The 20,745-nt window shown below is 32.2% G+C and carries 13 protein-coding genes; 10 read left to right on the top strand and 3 right to left on the bottom strand.

Annotation, left to right across the window (positions count from 1 at the left end; genetic code table 11):
- Positions 1–27 precede the first annotated feature (27 nt).
- Both sbcD and sbcC read left to right on the top strand, forming a co-directional pair.
- Positions 28–1,158, top strand: a complete 1,131-nt coding sequence (sbcD, locus tag AOB58_RS03085) for an exonuclease subunit SbcD (protein WP_002512381.1) — start codon at positions 28–30, stop codon at positions 1,156–1,158.
- Positions 1,159–4,188 (top strand): exonuclease subunit SbcC, encoded by a 3,030-nt coding sequence (gene sbcC, locus AOB58_RS03080; protein ID WP_064782948.1) that lies wholly within the window; start codon positions 1,159–1,161, stop codon positions 4,186–4,188.
- A 208-nt stretch (positions 4,189–4,396) separates the two neighbouring features.
- Here the strand turns inward: sbcC and mscL are convergent, their stop codons facing one another.
- Positions 4,397–4,747, bottom strand: coding sequence for a large conductance mechanosensitive channel protein MscL (gene mscL / locus AOB58_RS03075; protein WP_002507696.1), 351 nt, complete (start codon positions 4,745–4,747; stop codon positions 4,397–4,399).
- A 201-nt stretch (positions 4,748–4,948) separates the two neighbouring features.
- On the opposite strand from mscL, the gene AOB58_RS03070 reads away from it, so the two are divergent.
- The 3 genes from AOB58_RS03070 to menI all read left to right on the top strand — a co-directional run bounded on the left by AOB58_RS03070 (position 4,949) and on the right by menI (position 10,321).
- Entirely contained in the window at positions 4,949–6,592 is a 1,644-nt protein-coding gene (locus AOB58_RS03070; protein WP_021338796.1) for a glycine betaine uptake BCCT transporter, read from the top strand.
- Between the two features lie 362 nt (positions 6,593–6,954).
- On the top strand, positions 6,955–9,660 hold the full coding sequence (acnA, locus tag AOB58_RS03065; protein WP_021338797.1) for an aconitate hydratase AcnA: 2,706 nt from the start codon (positions 6,955–6,957) through the stop codon (positions 9,658–9,660).
- Positions 9,661–9,871: 211 nt separating this feature from the next.
- On the top strand, positions 9,872–10,321 hold the full coding sequence (gene menI, locus AOB58_RS03060) for a 1,4-dihydroxy-2-naphthoyl-CoA hydrolase MenI (RefSeq protein WP_064782947.1): 450 nt from the start codon (positions 9,872–9,874) through the stop codon (positions 10,319–10,321).
- 275 nt (positions 10,322–10,596) lie between these two features.
- Here the strand turns inward: menI and AOB58_RS03055 are convergent, their stop codons facing one another.
- Entirely contained in the window at positions 10,597–10,893 is a 297-nt protein-coding gene (locus tag AOB58_RS03055; protein WP_002507692.1) for a HesB/YadR/YfhF family protein, read from the bottom strand.
- A gap of 351 nt (positions 10,894–11,244) precedes the next feature.
- A complete protein-coding gene (gene plsY, locus AOB58_RS03050; protein ID WP_031265905.1) occupies positions 11,245–11,853 on the bottom strand; it encodes a glycerol-3-phosphate 1-O-acyltransferase PlsY in 609 nt (202 codons plus the stop codon).
- Positions 11,854–12,057: 204 nt separating this feature from the next.
- Here plsY and parE point away from each other — a divergent pair, with 204 nt between their 5' ends.
- From parE to AOB58_RS03025, 5 genes are all read left to right on the top strand, one after another.
- Positions 12,058–14,052 (top strand): DNA topoisomerase IV subunit B, encoded by a 1,995-nt coding sequence (gene parE / locus AOB58_RS03045; protein WP_031265907.1) that lies wholly within the window; start codon positions 12,058–12,060, stop codon positions 14,050–14,052.
- Positions 14,049–16,451, top strand: coding sequence for a DNA topoisomerase IV subunit A (gene parC / locus AOB58_RS03040; RefSeq protein ID WP_021338799.1), 2,403 nt, complete (start codon positions 14,049–14,051; stop codon positions 16,449–16,451). Before parE ends, parC begins: the two co-directional genes overlap by 4 nt.
- A gap of 253 nt (positions 16,452–16,704) precedes the next feature.
- Positions 16,705–18,150 (top strand): glutamine transporter AlsT, encoded by a 1,446-nt coding sequence (locus tag AOB58_RS03035; protein ID WP_002507688.1) that lies wholly within the window; start codon positions 16,705–16,707, stop codon positions 18,148–18,150.
- A gap of 158 nt (positions 18,151–18,308) precedes the next feature.
- Positions 18,309–19,163: a glucose PTS transporter transcription antiterminator GlcT gene (gene glcT / locus AOB58_RS03030; RefSeq protein ID WP_021338800.1), complete on the top strand. Its 855-nt coding sequence runs from the start codon at positions 18,309–18,311 to the stop codon at positions 19,161–19,163.
- A gap of 343 nt (positions 19,164–19,506) precedes the next feature.
- The gene (locus AOB58_RS03025; protein WP_021338801.1) at positions 19,507–20,604 is read left to right on the top strand and encodes an acyltransferase family protein; all 1,098 of its coding nucleotides are present in this window, start codon (positions 19,507–19,509) and stop codon (positions 20,602–20,604) included.
- Positions 20,605–20,745 lie beyond the last annotated feature (141 nt).

Here is a 20,745-nt window from a genome sequence, read left to right as displayed (position 1 = left end):
AACAAACGTTCTATTAGAGGTGTAAAAATGAAAGTAATACATACAGCCGATTGGCATTTAGGCAGAATTTTAAATGGTAAATCATTATTAGAAGACCAAGCATATATTTTAAATCGTTTTATAGAAGCGATGGACAATGAACAACCGGATGTCATAGTAATTGCGGGTGATTTATATGATACGAGTTATCCGAATAAAGATGCCATCCAATTATTAGAAAGTACAATTGATACTTTGAATCTAGAGATGGGCATTCCGATTATTATGATAAGCGGTAATCATGATAGTAAAGAACGATTGAACTATGGTTCCAAGTGGTTTGAAAAGTCAAATTTATATATACGTACAAAACTTGAAGACATAAATATACCTATTTCAATTGGAAATGTAGATTTTTATACGCTACCGTTTGCAACAATTAATGAAACTCAACACTTTTTAAAAGATAATACGATAGAAACTTATCAACAAGCTTTAAGTAAATCTATTGAATATATGAGTAATAATATAAATAAGAATAATACCAATATTCTTATCGGTCACTTAACTGTACAAGGTGGTGTGCGTTCAGAATCAGAGAGACCTTTATCTATAGGGACAGTCGAATCTGTTGAAGCTGACTCGTTTCAACAGTTTGATAGAGTTATGCTGGGTCATCTACACCATCCGTTTAGCATAGATTCTGATTTTATAAGCTATAGTGGGTCAATACTTCAGTATTCTTTTTCTGAAGTGAATCAACCTAAAGGATATAGAATCATTGAAATTAAGGAAGATACAATCAAAGAGAAGTTCATACCGATTGCGCCTTTAAGACAATTAGAAGTTATAGAAGGCGATTACGAAGATGCGATACAAGAAAAATTAAAGGTAAAGGGTAAAGATAATTATTTACATTTCAAATTAAAGCATATGTCTCATGTCAGTGATCCAATGGTACATTTAAAACAAATTTATCCTAATACATTAGCACTTACAAACCAGACTTTTGATTTTAGCGCACATATTCATCAAGATAACTATGAAATTCAAAAATTAGATGATGAAACGATAATTGATAAATTCTATAAAAATATTACTGATGAAGAACTAACACAAACTCAAAGTAAAACTGTAGCTAAGGTGTTAAATGATTTACTAGAAGGAGGGTCTGAATAAATGAGACCTTTAACATTAAATTTAAATAATTTCGGACCTTTCTTAAAAGAAGTGATAGATTTTAATAACGTAAAAGATAATCAACTTTTTTTAATCAGTGGTAAAACTGGATCAGGTAAGACAATGGTTTTTGACGCAATTGTGTATGCGCTTTTTGGTGAAGCGTCTACTAAAGATAGAAAAGAGAGTGATTTAAGGAGTCATTTTGCAGATAGCAAGACTCCTATGACTGTAGAATTTGAATTTAAGCTAAGAGATCATATTTTTAAAATTGTGAGACAAGGCGCATTTATTAAAGAAGGTAATAAAAATAAAACACTAGGCCAGTTAGCCATATACCAATACGAAGACGATGAGTATAATCTCAGAGAGAGTAAAATAAATACGGGTAATCAATTTATCAGAGATTTATTAGGCGTAAACGCTGAGCAATTCAGACAACTTTTCATATTACCTCAAGGCGAATTTAAGCGATTTTTACTATCTAAAAGCTCAGAGAAGCAAGAAATTTTAAGAACACTTTTTAATAGTCAGCGTTTTGAAGAAATACAGAAACACTTGAGTAACGATGTAAAAGAAGTTAGAGAACAAATTGAAAAGAAATTCAATATATTAGAAAATAATTGGCATGACATTGAAACATTTGATGATGAAATATTAACTGAATATAAAACAATCAATGCTAGACAAACAAATCGAATTATGGAAGTATTACCTGAATTTAAAGAAAAAGCACGAAAAATACAACAGGAAATAAAAGAAAAAAAGAGTAAATATAAAGCTGAAGTGACTTCGGCAGAAAATAATTTAAATCATAATTTAAAACTTGAAGAAGCATTAACTCAGCTTGAAGAGAAACAACAGCAATATGAACAGTTACTTTTAAACGATGACGAAATCAAGAAGAAAATAAAACTATTAAATGAAATTTATGAAGTAAGACCGTTAGCCAATTTGCTAGAGTCTAAAGAAACGCTATCTTTAAAAAAAGAAAAATCAATAAAAGATATAGAAGAAAAACAAAACTCGATTAATACTCTCAAAGATAAGGCACATGAAAATAAAAAACAACTCGAAAAACATTTACAGACTTCGGATATATTAGAAGGTTTTAGAAAGTATGTAGAAAAATGTAAGTTGTTTTATGATAAAGCAAGTAAATATCAAGAGGCATATCATCAACGTGAAACAATAAATAAAGCTTACGAAACACTTGAAGAAAAGGTTAAAACACAAAAGCAACTACTGGATGATCTCGCTAAGAAGTTAAACCATCGTAAGAGTGATTATAAAAAAGTCGAATTGCTTAATTCACAAATTTTCAATTTAAATAATGAAATCAAAGAGTTAAAACAGAATGAACTCAAAAAAATTGAATTTGAAAGCTTACAAAACAGAAAAAAACAGAAGTTAAGAGATATAGAAAAATTTCACTTGCAGCTTCAACAATTAGATGACAAATATTCTAAAATAGACAAAACAAATATAGATTTAAACAATAAAAAGGATATTATTGCAAAAGTTCAATCAGCATTAAATTCAGGTGATATATGTCCAGTTTGTGGAAATGAAGTACATTCAATCGAGCAACATTTAGACTTTGATGAACTTACGGAAAGACATCAAGCGTTAACTGCAATAGAAGAACAACATAAAAATATAAAAGAGAAAAAGATAAAATGTGAAAGTGAATTGAACTATTTGAATGAACAAATAGAAAAATTTTCTCAAGAAGAGCTTAATAATACGAATTATCATGAACTTGAAAAGCGTATTGATCATAAATATGTTGAAAAAGAGAACTTAGAAAAAGAAAATGAAGAGATTAATCAATTAAAAGAGCAATTACAAAAAAACGAACAAAGTTATCATACGCTTGAATTAGATATGAAAAATAAGCAACATACTTTAAGAGAAAATGACATTGCTATAAATGACTTCGAATATAACACCGAATTTGATAATGTTGCTAAGTTTGTGAAAGTTTATGAAAGTAATTTAGAAAAGATAAAAGAATATGACGATGTTTGTTATAAATTAGAACAAAATATTCTAAATAGTAACCAACAACTGTCTATTGAAGAAAATAGTAAAGCATATTTAGAATCAAGCCTAAAAGAATTAAAAAATGAATTGGAAAATATGAATCTGAAGATAGATGAGGAAATGGGTAGAATTGGCTTCACAAAATTTGAGCAGGTGAAAGCAACGATAGTTAAAATAGCAGATAAAGATAAAATTGAAGCGGAGATTAATACTTACAATAAAGAGAAACAATCTTTGGAATTAGTTATTTCGCAACTCAGTGAGGAAACTAAAAATAAAAAAATCCAAGATAGCCAACATTTAAAAGAAATTCATCAACAAAAGCAACAAGTATTAGACGAGATAGCTACGGAATTAAGCCAACATGAATATAAGATTGATTTTAATCAGAAGAAAATCAATGAAATTAATACAATTATAGAAAAATTAGAAAAGGAATTGAAAGCACAGCAAGAAGTGTTTCAATTAGCGGAAATCTTGTCAGGTAAAAATGATCAAAAGTTAACTTTAGAAAACTATGTATTAATTTACTACTTGGAACGAATTCTTGCTCAAGCCAATCAACGTTTAGCATTGATGACAGGGCAACGCTATCAATTAACAAGAAGAGAACAAATATCACAGGGTTACAGTGGACTTGAAATAGACGTCTTTGATTCGCATTCGAATCAATCTCGACATATTTCATCATTATCTGGTGGAGAAACTTTCCAAGCATCATTAGCCTTAGCATTAGGACTTAGTGAAGTAGTTCAACAAGAATCTGGAGGAATTGCTTTAGATTCAATGTTTGTAGATGAAGGTTTCGGAACATTAGATCAAGAAACATTAGAAACAGCGTTAGATACATTACTGAGTTTGAAATCTACAGGGAGAATGGTAGGTATTATTTCTCACGTAAGTGAACTTAAGCAAAGAATACCGTTAATACTTGAAGTTAGTACAGAGCAATATCAAAGTACAACACAATTTAAAAGGCAATAATTAAACAAACCAACCGATTGATTATATAACAATTGGTTGGTTTGTTTATATCATTTTTTATTGAAACACTTATTTTATAATAAAAAGCTAAATTATGTTTACAGTTTTAAGATTATACGCAAAAATAGGCATAAAAAATACCAACGGAATCGATAGATTTTGTTGGTATTTAAAAGCAATAAACATCAAATGTCTAAGGCTAGTTTGATTAATTTTTTTCACGTAGTAAATCGCGAATTTCTGTTAGTAATACAGTGTTTTCTTCGACTTCGTCTTCTTCAGGTTTCATTAATGTATTTGCAATTTTAACAAATATGAACAATGCAAAAGCGATGATAATGAAATCTATGATTGATTGTACGAACATACCATATTCGATACCCATAAACGTCCAACTTTTTGCAAAGTCAACAGTTCCGAAAATCAAACCAATTAGAGGCATGATAATGTATGCAACTAGTGCTGTAACAATTTTGTTGAAAGCTGCACCCATAACTACAGCTACTGCTAAATCTAAGACATTACCTTTTAATGCAAATTCTTTAAATTCCTTTAACATTATATAACACCTCTTAATTAAATATAAATTTTATTATACAATAAGTTTCAAATAAAGAGAATAGTTTTTTTAACTAAATTTGATATTAACTCGGGGGTTTGTTATTCTAAGACGTGGCGAAAGATAAAAATAGAAATTATTGTAATTTTTCTATTTAGGTTTTTTAAAAATTAAATAAGATGAGAAAGGGAGTTATTATTTATGAATTCTTCTAACAACCAACCTAGCGGTAAGAAGATATCTCCAGTTTTTATCTATAGTGCGATTATCGTAGCGATTGTAGTACTTATTGGTGCATTTCTACCAGAACAGTTTGACACTGTTACGAATACAATCAAACTATGGATAACGGACAAACTTGGATGGTATTATTTAATACTTACAACGCTCATTGTTTTCTTCTGTGTTTTCCTAATATTTAGTCCTATTGGTAAACTGAAACTAGGTAAACCAAATGACAAGCCAGAGTTTAATACGATTTCATGGTTTGCAATGTTATTTAGTGCTGGTATGGGGATTGGACTTGTATTCTATGGTGCGGCTGAACCAATGGCTAACTTTGCTGCCCCACCAACTGCAGATCCAAAAACAACTGAAGCGTATACTGAAGGTTTACGCGCAACATTCTTCCACTGGGGATTCCACGCATGGGCAATTTATGGCGTAGTAGCATTAGCGCTTGCGTATGCTCAATTTAGAAAAGGTGAACCAGGACTTATTTCTAGAACTTTACGTCCTATCTTAGGCGATAAAGTAGAAGGTCCTATCGGGACAATGATTGATGTATTAGCAGTATTTGCTACTGTTGTAGGTGTGGCCGTATCACTTGGTATGGGTGCATTACAAATCAATGGTGGTTTGAATTACTTATTTGGCGTCCCAACTAATATATGGATACAAGGACTTATCATATTAGTTGTAACAATATTATTCCTTATGAGTGCTTGGTCTGGATTAAGTAAAGGTATCCAATATTTAAGTAACCTAAATATTAGTTTAGGTTTAATATTGATGGTAGCTGTACTAATTATTGGGCCAACAGTATTAATTTTAAATATGATGACAAGTTCAACAGGTAGTCTATTGAACACATTCTTATTTAATTCATTTGATACAGCAGCTTTAAACCCTCAAAAAAATGAATGGATGTCTAGTTGGACACTTTACTATTGGGGCTGGTGGTTAAGCTGGAGTCCATTCGTAGGTATATTTATTGCACGTGTATCTAAAGGACGTTCTATCCGCGAATTTATCGCTGGTGTGCTCTTAGTACCTGCATTAGTAAGTTTCGTTTGGTTCAGTGTATTTGGTGTACTAGGTATTGAAACTGGTAAGAAAAATCCTGAAATATTCGACATGACTGTAGAAACACAACTCTTTGCTGTATTTAACGAAATACCTATGGGCATTATATTATCAATAATTGCATTGGTATTAATTGCTTCATTCTTTATTACATCAGCTGACTCAGCGACATTTGTATTAGGAATGCAAACAACATATGGTTCATTAAATCCTTCGAATTACGTTAAAGTCACTTGGGGTATCGCACAGTCATTAATTGCTTTCGTATTATTATTTGCTGGTGGTGGTGATGGCGCACAAGCCCTGAATGCGATTCAGAGTGCCGCCATTATAAGTGCCTTACCGTTCTCCTTTGTAGTTATAATGATGATGGTTTCATTCTACAAAGATGCGAACAAAGAGCGTAAGTTCTTAGGCTTAACATTGGCACCTAACAAACATAGATTGCAAGATTATGTACAACATCAAGAAGACGATTATGAAGATGACATTATTGAAAGACGTAAACCATTAAGAGACAATGAAAAAAACGAAAAATAATGTGAACTAACTGGGGAATCCTAATGGATCCCCAGTTTTTTTGTGCGCAAAAAGATTAAGTATTGAGTATGAGCGGCTAATGTTAAAGCATTTAATATAAATAAAAAATATAAGTAAATAGAACTATGTAAAATAGTAAAAAGAAATGTATATAAAATTAAATATAGCTGATAATGATTCTCAATTGATAACATTAACTTATTACACAATCATAGCGTGATAAGTTATACTTATACATACTGATTGAAAAATCAAATCTAAATTATATAGGTTTCTAGTCTTATGTAGTTGTTTTAAGTTGCATTTAATTATACAATTCAGATAACGGCATATAATCAATATAAATTTCAAGGGGGATTTTTATGGCTTCTAATATCAAACAACAAGCGAAAAAATCGTTTGAGCTTAACGGAAAATCATATACGTTTTATGATTTAAACACGTTAGAAGAACAAGGTTTAACGAAAGTATCAAAATTACCGTACTCAATAAGAGTATTACTAGAGTCTGTTTTAAGACAAGAAGATGGTTTTGTAATCACTGATGAACACATCAAAGCATTATCTGATTTCACTAAAGGCACAGAAGGCGAAGTACCATTTAAACCTTCACGTGTTATTCTACAAGATTTCACAGGGGTTCCTGCTGTTGTAGACTTAGCATCATTACGTAAAGCAATGAATGATGTAGGTGGAGATTTGGATAAAATCAATCCAGAAGTACCAGTAGATTTAGTTATTGACCACTCGGTTCAAGTTGATAGTTATGCAAACCCAGATGCATTAGAACGTAATATGAAATTAGAGTTTGAAAGAAACTACGAACGTTATCAATTTTTAAATTGGGCTACTAAAGCATTTAACAACTACAGTGCAGTGCCACCAGCAACTGGTATCGTTCACCAAGTTAACTTAGAGTATTTAGCAAATGTTGTTCATGCTCGTGAAGTAGATGGTGAAACAGTAGCATTTCCTGACACATTAGTTGGTACGGACTCACATACGACAATGATTAATGGTCTTGGTGTATTAGGTTGGGGCGTAGGTGGTATCGAAGCTGAAGCCGGAATGCTTGGTCAACCTTCATACTTCCCAATTCCTGAAGTAATTGGTGTTAGATTATCTAACGCATTACCACAAGGTGCAACAGCTACAGATTTAGCTTTACGAGTGACTCAAGAGTTACGTAAACAAGGCGTAGTTGGCAAGTTTGTGGAATTCTTTGGTCCAGGTGTACAACATTTACCATTAGCAGACCGTGCAACAATCGCAAACATGGCTCCAGAATATGGTGCGACTTGTGGTTTCTTCCCAGTCGATGAAGAAGCATTAAAATATATGCGCTTAACAGGTCGTTCTGAGGATCAAATCCAACTTGTGAAAAAATATTTACAAGAAAACAGCATGTTCTTCACCGTAGAAGAAGACGAACCAGAATATACTAAAGTTGTTGAATTAGATTTATCAACTGTTGAAGCTTCATTAGCAGGACCAAAACGTCCTCAAGATTTAATTGCCTTAAGTGATATGAAATCTGAATTCCAAAAATCAGTTACTGCACCAGCAGGTAACCAAGGTCACGGATTTGATGAAAGCGAATTTGATAAAACTGTTGATATTGAATTTAAAGACGGTTCAAGTACAACAATGAAAACTGGTGACTTAGCTATTGCTGCGATTACATCATGTACAAACACTTCTAACCCATATGTAATGTTAGGTGCTGGACTTGTTGCTAAAAAAGCAGTTGAAAAAGGTTTAGAAGTTCCAGAATACGTTAAAACTTCATTAGCGCCTGGTTCAAAAGTTGTAACAGGTTATTTAAATGATTCAGGATTAAATGATTATCTTGATAAACTTGGATTCAATCTTGTAGGTTATGGTTGTACAACTTGTATTGGTAACTCTGGCCCATTACTAGAAGAAATTGAAAAAGCTATAGCAGAAGAAGATTTATTAGTTACATCTGTATTATCAGGTAACCGTAACTTTGAAGGACGTATCCATCCTTTAGTTAAAGGTAACTACTTAGCTTCACCACAATTAGTTGTTGCTTATGCTTTAGCAGGTACAGTAAATATCGATTTACAAAATGAACCTCTAGGGAAAGGCAAAGATGGCGAAGATGTATATCTAAAAGACATTTGGCCTACAATTAAAGAAGTTTCTGATACTGTAGATAATGTCGTTACACCTGAATTGTTCAAAGAAGAATATGCAACGGTATTCAACAATAATGAAATGTGGAACGAAATCGATGTTACAGATAAACCATTATATGATTTCGATTCTGAATCTACTTACATTCAAAACCCTTCATTCTTCCAAGGCTTATCTAAAGAGCCAGGAACAATTGAATCACTTAAGAACTTACGTGTTATGGGTAAATTTGGAGATTCAGTAACAACTGATCATATTTCGCCAGCAGGTGCTATTGGTAAAGACACACCAGCAGGTAAATACTTATTGGATCACGATGTTCCAATTCGTCAATTTAACTCATATGGTTCACGTCGTGGTAACCATGAAGTTATGGTCCGTGGTACTTTTGCTAATATTCGTATTAAAAACGAATTGGCTCCAGGTACAGAAGGCGGGTTCACAACATATTGGCCAACAGGTGAACAAATGCCAATATACGATGCAGCAATGAAATATAAAGAAGATGGCACTGGTTTAGTAGTATTAGCAGGTAATGACTACGGCATGGGTTCTTCACGTGACTGGGCAGCTAAAGGTACAAATCTATTAGGTGTTAAAACAGTTATTGCTCAAAGTTACGAACGTATTCACCGTTCAAACTTAGTTATGATGGGTGTATTACCTTTACAATTTAAAGACGGAGAGTCTTCAGAAAGTTTAGGCATCGATGGAACTGAAGTTATTTCAGTTGATATTGATGAAAATGTTAAACCTCATGATTTAGTTAAAGTGCAAGCTAAAAAAGAAAATGGTAAAGTCATTGAATTTGAAGCAGTTGCACGTTTTGATTCCAATGTGGAAATGGATTATTACCGTCATGGTGGTATCTTACAACTTGTACTAAGAAAAAAATTAGCTAGTAATTAATAACTTAAAGATTACACAGTAACTGTCTGATATATAAATTCACTTGTTTTAAGTTCTTATTCAAGAGCTTAAGCACTTGTATTTCTTTATCTAATCAGTCTTGTGGGGGTGGGAAAATGAGATCAAACGTTGATTTCTGTCCTGCTCCCTTTTTTATGTGAATATTTAATGTGTAATAATTGACTATGTGTATTTGAAAAGAGGACGTAAAATGATTTACAGTATGACAAAAATAGAATCACGTTATCAAGAGACTGACCAAATGGGAGTGATTTATCATGGTAATTATCCTACTTGGTTCGAAGTCGCACGTACAGATTATATCTCTAAATTAGGCTTCAGTTATAAAGACATGGAAGATGCGGGTATTATCTCACCTGTAACAGATATAGACATTAAATATATTAAATCTATCACTTATCCAGAAAAGGTAACAATTAAGACTTGGGTAGATAAATATTCTAGGTTGAGATATGTCTATCGTTATGAAGTTTTTAATGAAGTAGGCGAGCTAGCGACTACAGGGTCTACTACTTTAACCTGTATTAAAAAAGAAGACTTTAAGCCTATTAGACTAGACAAGTATTTCCCAGAGTGGCACACAGCTTATCTTGATATTGATCAAAGAAATAAAGCAGGCGAAACGTTAGAGCTTGTATGAGGTGTTAAACTTAATAATGTTTTGGGTTAAGTATTAATGAAATGATACATGACAAGACAAATAAAAAAGGATGATTTCTATAGTATTTAATAGAAATCATCCTTTTTCTTATTTAACTTTAATGCTTTATCTCGAAACCTTGCTTAATTATACTAATAGTAAATCATTTGAATATAATAGTTTCAATACAATTGTGTAAGCAATATTATATAGAAGAAAGATAATAATCAACACTATTGTACATTAACTTAAGTTCAAAATAATTTAACTATATATTATTTTGTAGTATATGAAATCTCGTCAACGCTATCATTTATATCGATGAATAAATTATCATCTTTGAAATACCATAAATCTTTTTCAGCGATTACAACGTCTAAACCTTCGTAATTGTTTTCGTAACCAATTTCAACTTCATCTTTTTTGTCTACGCTAAAGGCAGGGCTAAATCCTTGTTTTAACTGGAATTCTCCACCATAACGAACGAAAAATTGTAAGACTTTGTCACCTTCGGGTAATTCAAGTTCCTCTTTAAACCAAGACACTGCATTATTTGAAAGTTCTATTTCCATAATAAAAGTCTCCTTTCGGTTCACAAGTGCTTAACTTATGATAGTTAGTCACTAATCTAAAAATTAGTATTATATACATTACCCGTTTTGAGTAATACTAAAGATATTATAGCATAAATTATTAGAAAATTATTTAAAAACAATTTAGACATATGTGAAATAGCGAAAATCTATGTTAAAGCGCTACATTAGTAGTATAATAGAAGTAATGATGTTTTAAAGTGATCGGAGAAATTACTTCTTCGTATGTGGATGTTAGGGGTCTTAAGCTAAAAATAAAAAGCTGGAGACAATGATGTCCTCTAGCTTTTTTTAATTACTTGATTGTTTACATAGTGACTTGTGTAATAGTTACATCCATTTTATTTTAGGTTCTTCACCTTTGAATATTCTTACAATATTAGAACGGTGTCTAATGATTAGTAATACAACCACACCGATGCTAACGATAACCAAGATGATGTCTCGAATGAGTACAGCACCAATAAGACAACAGATTGACGCAATAATACTTGAAAGCGAAACATATTTTGTTAACTTCAATATTATAAAGAAAATAGCTGCTAATATAATTAATAAGATAGGATTCATACCGAGTATAACGCCAGCACTTGTAGCAACGGCTTTACCGCCTTTGAATCCAAGGTAAACTGGATATACATGACCTAAAATTGCGAAAGCACCAACGATTAATCCATTTGTGAAAAATGAACTAATAGGACCTTCTGCACTGACAGGTAACCATAGTGGGAAGAAGACAACAATGAAACCTTTAAATATGTCTAAGAAAGTAACTAGGAATCCTGCTGGTTTACCTAATACTCTAAAGCTATTTGTCGCGCCAGTGTTGCCACTACCAAATTGTCTGATATCTTTTTTATAAAATAATTTCCCTATTACATAGCCACTTGGAAATGCACCAATGAGGTAACTTAGTATCAACATGATTATAATCATCATCATATATAATCCACATCCTTTAATGACATTAAAATTATTTTACCATATAAGACCATAATAAGACGAATAAAAATTTTCATATAGAAATGAATTATTTTTTGAAAATTGATTTGGTGCTTGCAATTTATCCAGATTTATATAAGAATAACTAATGTATAGTTTTAAAAACGAACGTATGTTTGTAGGAGGGCGAAACGATTGGCAATGAATAAACAAAATAACTATTCGGATGATTCCATTCAGGTTCTTGAGGGGTTAGAGGCCGTAAGAAAAAGACCTGGTATGTATATTGGTTCTACCGATAAACGTGGATTACATCATCTAGTGTATGAAGTTGTCGATAATTCCGTCGATGAAGTATTAAACGGTTTTGGTAGTGAAATTATAGTAACTATCAATAAAGATGAAAGTATTACTATAGAAGATAATGGACGAGGCATGCCCACAGGTATCCACACATCAGGGAAGCCTACAGTTCAAGTCATTTTCACGGTACTTCACGCAGGCGGTAAGTTTGGACAAGGGGGATATAAGACTTCAGGTGGTTTACACGGCGTAGGTGCATCAGTTGTCAATGCGCTAAGTGAATGGTTAGAGGTTGAAATCTATAGAGATGGTACGATATATACCCAAAGTTTTAAAAATGGCGGTAAACCATCATCAGGACTTGAAAAACACGGTAAAACAAAAAGAACAGGGACGAAAGTAACGTTTAAACCGGATCCTGAAATTTTCAAAGCAGCAACTTCATTTAATTACGATATGTTAAGTGAAAGATTGCAAGAGTCGGCTTTTTTACTTAAAAGCCTAAAAATCACGCTTAGAGATTTAAGAGCTGGTAAAGAACGTGAAGATGTTTACCACTATGAAGATGGCATTAAAGAATTTGTGAGTTATGTTAATGAAGGCAAAGAAGTATTACACGAAGTCGCTAATTTTTCAGGTGAAGCGAATAAAATTGAAGTAGAAGTAGCATTTCAATACAACGATCAATATTCAGAAGGTATCTTGAGTTTCGTTAATAATGTACGTACTAAAGATGGCGGCACGCATGAAGTTGGATTTAAATCAGCTATGACTCGTGTGTTTAATGACTATGCACGACGTATTAACGAATTAAAAGAGAAAGACAAGAATCTAGATGGTAATGATATAAGAGAAGGACTTACAGCAATTATATCATTACGTATTCCGGAAGAATTACTTCAATTCGAGGGCCAAACCAAGTCTAAATTGGGTACTCCAGAAGCTAGAAGTGCAGTTGATTCTGTTGTGTCTGACAAATTGCCGTATTATTTAGAAGAAAAAGGGCAATTATCTAAATCTCTAGTGAAAAAAGCACTGAAAGCTCAACAAGCGAGAGAAGCAGCACGTAAAGCAAGAGAAGATGCACGCTCAGGCAAGAAAAACAAACGTAAAGATACATTGCTTTCAGGGAAGTTAACACCTGCACAAAGTAAAAATACTGAGAAGAAAGAAATATACCTAGTAGAGGGTGACTCAGCAGGTGGTTCTGCTAAATTAGGAAGAGATCGTAAGTATCAAGCTATATTACCGCTAAGAGGTAAAGTAATAAACACAGAGAAAGCTAAACTTGATGATATATTCAAAAATGAAGAAATCAACACAATTATCCATACAATTGGTGCAGGTGTCGGTAATGAATTTAAGATTGAAGATAGCAATTATAATCGAATCATTATCATGACAGATGCTGATACCGATGGCGCACATATCCAAGTATTGTTATTAACATTCTTCTTTAAGTATATGAAACCTTTAGTAGAAGCTGGAAGAGTATTTATTGCGCTACCTCCTTTATATAAATTAGAAAAAGGTAAAGGTGCTTCGAGAAAAATTGAGTATGCTTGGACTGACGAAGAATTAGAGCAATTACAAGATAAATTAGGTAAAGGCTTTACATTACAACGTTATAAAGGTCTGGGTGAAATGAACGCTGATCAATTGTGGGAAACAACAATGAATCCTGAAACGCGAACATTAATTAGAGTACAAATTGAAGATGAATTGCGTTCTTCTAAACGTGTTACAACGTTAATGGGTGATAAAGTAGCACCACGACGTGAATGGATTGAAAAAAATGTTGAATTTGGCTTACAACAAGAACAAAGTATTTTGGATAATAATGAAATTCAAATTCTAGAACAGGAAAACCCCGATGAGGAGGAAATAAATTGAGTGAAATAATTCAAGATTTATCGCTAGAAGATGTTATTGGCGATCGATTCGGTAGGTACAGTAAATACATCATTCAAGAACGTGCATTGCCAGACGTTCGTGATGGGCTCAAACCTGTTCAAAGACGTATTTTATATGCAATGTATTCAAGTGGAAATACGTATGATAGAAATTTCCGTAAAAGTGCTAAAACTGTCGGTGATGTCATTGGACAATATCATCCACATGGTGATTCCTCTGTATACGACGCAATGGTTCGACTGAGTCAAGAATGGAAATTACGCCATGTATTAATCGAAATGCAAGGGAACAATGGTAGTATTGATAATGATCCGGCTGCAGCTATGCGTTATACGGAAGCTAAATTAAGTCGTATCTCAGAAGAATTATTAAGAGATATTAATAAAGAAACAGTGCCATTTATGCCGAACTATGATGACACAACAATGGAGCCTATGGTATTACCAGCAAGGTTACCTCATTTATTGATTAATGGTAGTACCGGTATATCTGCAGGTTATGCAACAGATATACCACCGCATAACTTGGCAGAAGTAATACAAGCAACGCTTAAATATATTGACAATCCTGATATTACAGTGAGCCAGTTGATGAAATATATTAAAGGACCAGATTTTCCTACTGGTGGTATTATCCAAGGTATTGACGGTATCAAGAAAGCTTATGAAACAGGTAAAGGTAAAATTATTGTCCGTTCTAAAGTAGAATTAGAAGAACTAAGAAATGGCAGAAAAGAGCTTATCGTTACCGAAGTACCATATGAAGTGAATAAAAGTTCACTAGTTAAAAAAATGGATGAGTTACGTGCAGATAAAAAAGTAGACGGTATTGTTGAAGTACGTGATGAAACAGACCGAACTGGTTTACGTATAGCAATTGAATTGAAGAAAGACGTAAATAGTGAAGCGGTAGCGAACTTCTTATACAAAAATACTGATTTACAAGTTGCATATAACTTTAATATGGTTGCGATTAGTGATGGACGTCCTATACTTATGGGTATACGTCAATTTATTGACAGCTATATCAATCACCAAATTGATGTTGTAACGAAACGTACGCGCTATGAATTAAACCATGCTGAAAGTAGAATGCATATTGTAGAAGGTTTAATGAAGGCACTCTCTATTTTGGATGAGGTCATAAAACTCATTAGAAGTTCTAAAAACAAAAAAGATGCTAAAAATAATTTAGTAGCGGAATATGATTTTAGTGATGCTCAGGCTGAAGCAATTGTGACGTTGCAATTGTATCGACTTACAAATACAGATATTGTTGAACTTCAAAATGAACATGATGAATTGAAAAAGACTATCGAAGCTTTAAGAAATATCTTAGATAATCATGATGCCTTATTAAATGTTATTAAAGAAGAGTTAACTGAAATAAGAAATCGCTATAAACAAAAACGTTTGTCTTCAATTGAAGCGGAAATTACAGAAATCAAAATTGACAAAGAAGTTATGATACCAAGTGAAACTGTAATCATGAGTGTCACAAAACATGGTTATATCAAACGTACTTCTTTACGTAGTTTTAACGCAAGTGGCGCTGAAGAAGTTGGTGTCAAAGAAGGCGACGAGTTGTTGAAATATCAAGAAGTTAATACTTTAGATACAGCACTTGTATTTACTAATAAAGGACGTTACTTGTATATTCCAGTGCATAAATTATCAGAGATCAAATGGAAAGATTTAGGTCAACACGTATCGCAAATCGTACCTATTGATGAAGGTGAACATGTTATAGATGTCTTTTGTGAACGTGACTTTAAACCTGAAGCATTTTATGTTCTTGCTACACGTGATGGCATGATTAAGAAAAGTAATGTTTCTATGTTCAAAACTTCACGCTTTAATAAACCATTAGTATCAATGAAGTTAAAAACGGATGATGAAATTATTAATGTCATGCGCATAGAAGAGCCACAACTGATTACAGTACTTACACATAAAGGTATGTCATTAACATATAGTAGTGATGAACTTTCTGATACTGGTTTAAGAGCAGCTGGCGTTAAATCTATTAACTTAAAAGATGAGGATTATGCAGTGCTTACACAATTGATTTCTGAAAAGGATTCAATTCTAATGGCTACGCAAAGAGGTTCATTAAAACGTATAGGATTTAAAGTATTGCAAACAGCAAAACGTGCACAACGTGGACTTACATTGTTGAAGGAACTTAAGAAAGCACCACATCGTATTGTAGCTGCCGAAGTTGTCCAACCAGGACAAAAGCAATATACAATCTATTCAAATAAACAACAAGAAACTGGCGATATTAAAGATATTCATTTATCAGAACAATATACGAACGGTAGTTTTATAGTAGATATTAATGACTTTGGCGAAGTAGAAAGTTTAGTTGTTAAATAATATAAATTGAAAAAACTGTTAGTAAATACAACTATATAGTGATAAAATACCTTTTAGGTGCAATAAAAAATAAAACCAAGAGATTTATAGTGGAGCAAGACATGATAGTGCAAGGCTTTTAGCTTAACACTGTTAAACTTTCGCTCACTTTCATGTGCACATATGCATTTTGATTATTAATATGTACATGAAATAACTATAAATCTCTTGATTTTGCTATAAAATTCAAATTATATAGATGAGAGGGATTAAATTGAGTAATTTTGATAGTTTAATTCCAGATTGGTTCAAAACTTTTGTTCAAGTCGGGAATGATTTAATCTGGTCGCAATACCTAATTGGGCTACTAATAACAGCAGGTTTATACTTTACTATTAGTTCTAAATTTGTTCAATTAAGATGGATTCCAGAAATGTTTCGTGCCATTGGCGAAAAACCCGAAACACTAGATAGTGGTAAGAAAGGTATCTCACCATTCCAAGCTTTTGCAATAAGCGCGGGATCTCGTGTCGGTACTGGTAATATCGCAGGTGTGGCTACTGCAATTGTTTTAGGTGGACCAGGCGCTGTGTTCTGGATGTGGGTTATCGCTTTGATTGGTGCGGCAAGTGCTTTTATAGAAGCTACTTTAGCGCAGGTATATAAAGTGCCTGATGAAGATGGGGGTTTCCGTGGGGGACCAGCTTATTACATAACTAAAGGTTTAAATCAAAAATGGCTAGGTATTTTATTTGCCATATTAATTACAGTGACATTTGCATTTGTGTTTAATACTGTGCAATCTAATACAATCGCTGAATCATTAAAAACACAATATAGCATAAGCCCTGTTGTAACAGGTATTATTTTAGCAGTACTAACAGGTATTATTATTTTTGGTGGTGTCCGTAGTATTGCTAAAATATCATCAGTCATCGTACCATTTATGGCAGTCATATATATTGGTCTCGTATTTGTTATTCTGATTATCAATTATGATCAAATTATTCCGATGATTACTACGATTGTTACGAGCGCCTTTGGATTTGAACAGGCGACTGGTGGTGCAGTTGGTGCAGCAATTTTACAAGGTATTAAACGTGGTTTGTTCTCCAATGAAGCAGGTATGGGTTCTGCGCCTAATGCTGCCGCAACAGCAGCCGTTCCTCACCCTGTAAAACAAGGTTTAATTCAATCGTTAGGTGTATTCTTTGATACAATGCTTGTTTGTACAGCAACTGCGATTATGATTTTATTGTATACAGGATTAGAATTTGGTGAAAATGCAGCTCAAGGCGTTGCAGTAACACAATCTGCACTTAATGAACATTTAGGTAGTGCTGGTGGTATTTTCTTAACAGTAGCAATATCATTATTTGCCTTTTCATCTGTGGTAGGAAACTATTACTATGGACAATCGAATATTGAATTTTTATCAAAAAACAAAACATTATTATTTATTTTTAGATGTTTAGTTGTTGTACTTGTATTCGTGGGTGCAGTAATTAAAACGGAAACCGTTTGGGGTACAGCCGATGTATTTATGGGCTTAATGGCGATCGTCAACTTAGTGGCAATTATAGGATTATCTAATATTGCGTTTGCAGTTATGAATGATTACCAACGTCAACGTAAAGCAGGCAAAAAACCTATCTTTAAACCAGAAGAATTAGAAATTAATTTATTTGGCATTGAAAGCTGGGGCATGAAAAAGAAATAATGATATAAAGTGAGTAACTATGTATTTTCTATAAAATGAAAATACATAGTTTTTTTATGTAATAATACTATAAAATTAATAGAAAAGCGCTTTACTACTTTCATTTTTCTATTTTTCACTATATAATGCTTATTGACATAATAAGAAGGATGAGTGACATGAGTTCTTACCTTATTACAAAGGTTTTAAATAACAATGTAATTATTTGTACTAATGAAATGCAAGAATATGTATTAATTGCAAAAGGCATTGGTTTTAATAAAAAGATTGGAATGACATTACATGAAAACCAATCCATTGAAAAATTATATATATTAGATCAAAAATCACAACAAGATCATTATAAAACATTGGTTGAATTAGCTGATGATAACTTGATACAAGCCGTGATCGACGCAGTAAATATTATTACCAATTCGGTAATGAAAATAGATAATCAAAAATTGGTTGTATCGTTAACAGATCACATTATTTTTGCTTATAAGCGTATGAAACAAAACCAATTAATTAATAATCCATTCGTAATGGAAACAAAGCAATTATATGGTGAGGCATATGAAATAGCAGAAAAAGTAATTGAACGATTAAACCATGTTTTAGAAGTGAATTTTCCAGAAGATGAGATTGGTTTTATCGCATTACATATTGCTTCTAATACTGATACAATGTCCATACGTGAGATGGAAAAGATAAATGAATTAATTAATAAAAGTATCTTTATTTTAGAGCATGATTTGAAACATACAATAGATAAAGAAACAGTTCAATATCAACGGTTTATTAGACACATTCAATTTTTAATAAGAAGATTAAATAAAGGAGAAGTATTACAAAAAACAAGTGCGTTTGAAGAATTATTAAAAACGCAGTATCCTTTGTGTTTTAATATCGCCTTGAAAATAATGAAAATGTTGCAACAAGAACTGAATGTTACTGTATATGAGGCAGAGGTCATTTATTTAACATTACATGTTTATCATTTTATGGTTGATAAGCCGTCAGATCAAACATAATTTAATTAATTACGAAATCGAACAATGATATAAACTTATGTATTAAACTTATTATATGACCCAGTTAATACTGCTAATAACACCTAGTCATTTCAAATGACTAGGTGTTATTTTTAAAACTCACAAACTAAATTAAAGAATTTTGTTATTTTAATTTATAATTTAGATAAAAAGTAATTTTACTTTTTAAAAAGGTTGAAATGTAAAGAGTATTTAGACAATATTAAATAACATATAATAATGTATTAAGATTTAAAATTTCAGCGCCAACAAGGTTTACAGCTTATGATGAACATTATAGACTTAGTCTTCAGGTTAATTATGAGTAGGGGGCTACAGTTACGTGAAGTATTATGATGAAGTGCCTATTATAAGAGCAGTAGCGGCTATGTTAGTTGTAGCAATTCATACAGTCAATAGTATTGGTTATTCAGCTTCAACAGGCGAATTTACTTCTGACGCTTTAGGATATATCAATCAAATGGCTAGATTAGGGACGCCTATATTTGCTGTTATTAGTGCTTTTTTATTGACTATATCAGTTATTAATAGAGGATTTAGTTTAAATTACTTTATGAAATCTAGATTTAGTAAAATCTTTATCCCTTACATAATTTGGACGATTTTTTATTTGTTATATAGAGAATATTTTTTACATAACCTTGAGGACGACGGTAAGTTAATTAACTATTTCGTTTATGGTAAAGCTAATTTTCATTTATACTTTATTTTGACTGTCATTCAATTTTATTTTCTTTTTCCATTTGTGCATAAATTTAAAAAAGGTTGGCCAATCATATCGGTTTTCATTTTAGCGACCATTGTCAACGTTGTTTGGATCATCATTCAGCCAATTTCATTGGGTGGCGGAGGCGTCGAACGCTTTGTTAATGATAAACTGTTTATTTTGAATTGGATTTCATTCTTTATGCTAGGTATTGTATATGCTAAATATTATAATGAAATAAAAGAATTGATATTTAAGTATAAGACGCTGCTTTCTATAATTATTGCAATATTATTTATAGATTTACTTATCAGTATTGATTTAGAAAATCTCAATAGTTCAATCACAATTTCGAACATCATTTATATTCCTTTCTTTATCGTTTTTCTTAATTACATGTATGAGCATGTTAAGAAAAATAAAGTTGTATTAAATACGTTAACTGTAATTGGTAACTATTCAATGGGGATTTACTTAGTCCATTATGTTGCCATACAGTTTGTGAAAAGATTACCAATTGTAGAGAACATAGCACCACAAAGTAAATTGGTGAGCGTCTTTATTGCAGCAGTTGCACTATCAGTATTATTAGTATACTTAATTGGCAAATTACCTTATGGCAATTATATCGTTCCGATTCCCAAAAAGAAGACTAATAAAAATAAAGTTATTACCGAAGAACCAGTTCGTGAAAATGAACCTACTTTAAATTAATAATTTAGTGCTTTCGCATTATTGTAGAATCTATTAACGTCTAGGCAAACCAAGCAAATCATCATGTTTGGTTTGTTCTTTTTTATTAAAAGATGTAGTAGTACAAAAATAATGAAAGTAATGTTGTCTTTTATTTATGTG

Source organism: Staphylococcus sp. AntiMn-1, assembly GCF_001663395.1.
GTDB lineage: Bacteria > Bacillota > Bacilli > Staphylococcales > Staphylococcaceae > Staphylococcus > Staphylococcus equorum.
The sequence above is the reverse complement of the archived record's forward strand: the minus strand, read 5'-3'. Positions and strand labels throughout refer to the sequence as shown.

What these genes read in the sequence shown, in the direction of transcription:
- sbcD (WP_002512381.1), top strand. Translation starts at nt 28, where the DNA reads ATGAAAGTAATACATACAGCCGATTGGCATTTAGGCAGAATTTTAAAT.
- sbcC (WP_064782948.1), top strand. Translation starts at nt 1,159, where the DNA reads ATGAGACCTTTAACATTAAATTTAAATAATTTCGGACCTTTCTTAAAA.
- mscL (WP_002507696.1), bottom strand. Translation starts at nt 4,747, where the DNA reads ATGTTAAAGGAATTTAAAGAATTTGCATTAAAAGGTAATGTCTTAGAT.
- AOB58_RS03070 (WP_021338796.1), top strand. Translation starts at nt 4,949, where the DNA reads ATGAATTCTTCTAACAACCAACCTAGCGGTAAGAAGATATCTCCAGTT.
- acnA (WP_021338797.1), top strand. Translation starts at nt 6,955, where the DNA reads ATGGCTTCTAATATCAAACAACAAGCGAAAAAATCGTTTGAGCTTAAC.
- menI (WP_064782947.1), top strand. Translation starts at nt 9,872, where the DNA reads ATGATTTACAGTATGACAAAAATAGAATCACGTTATCAAGAGACTGAC.
- AOB58_RS03055 (WP_002507692.1), bottom strand. Translation starts at nt 10,893, where the DNA reads ATGGAAATAGAACTTTCAAATAATGCAGTGTCTTGGTTTAAAGAGGAA.
- plsY (WP_031265905.1), bottom strand. Translation starts at nt 11,853, where the DNA reads ATGATGATTATAATCATGTTGATACTAAGTTACCTCATTGGTGCATTT.
- parE (WP_031265907.1), top strand. Translation starts at nt 12,058, where the DNA reads ATGAATAAACAAAATAACTATTCGGATGATTCCATTCAGGTTCTTGAG.
- glcT (WP_021338800.1), top strand. Translation starts at nt 18,309, where the DNA reads ATGAGTTCTTACCTTATTACAAAGGTTTTAAATAACAATGTAATTATT.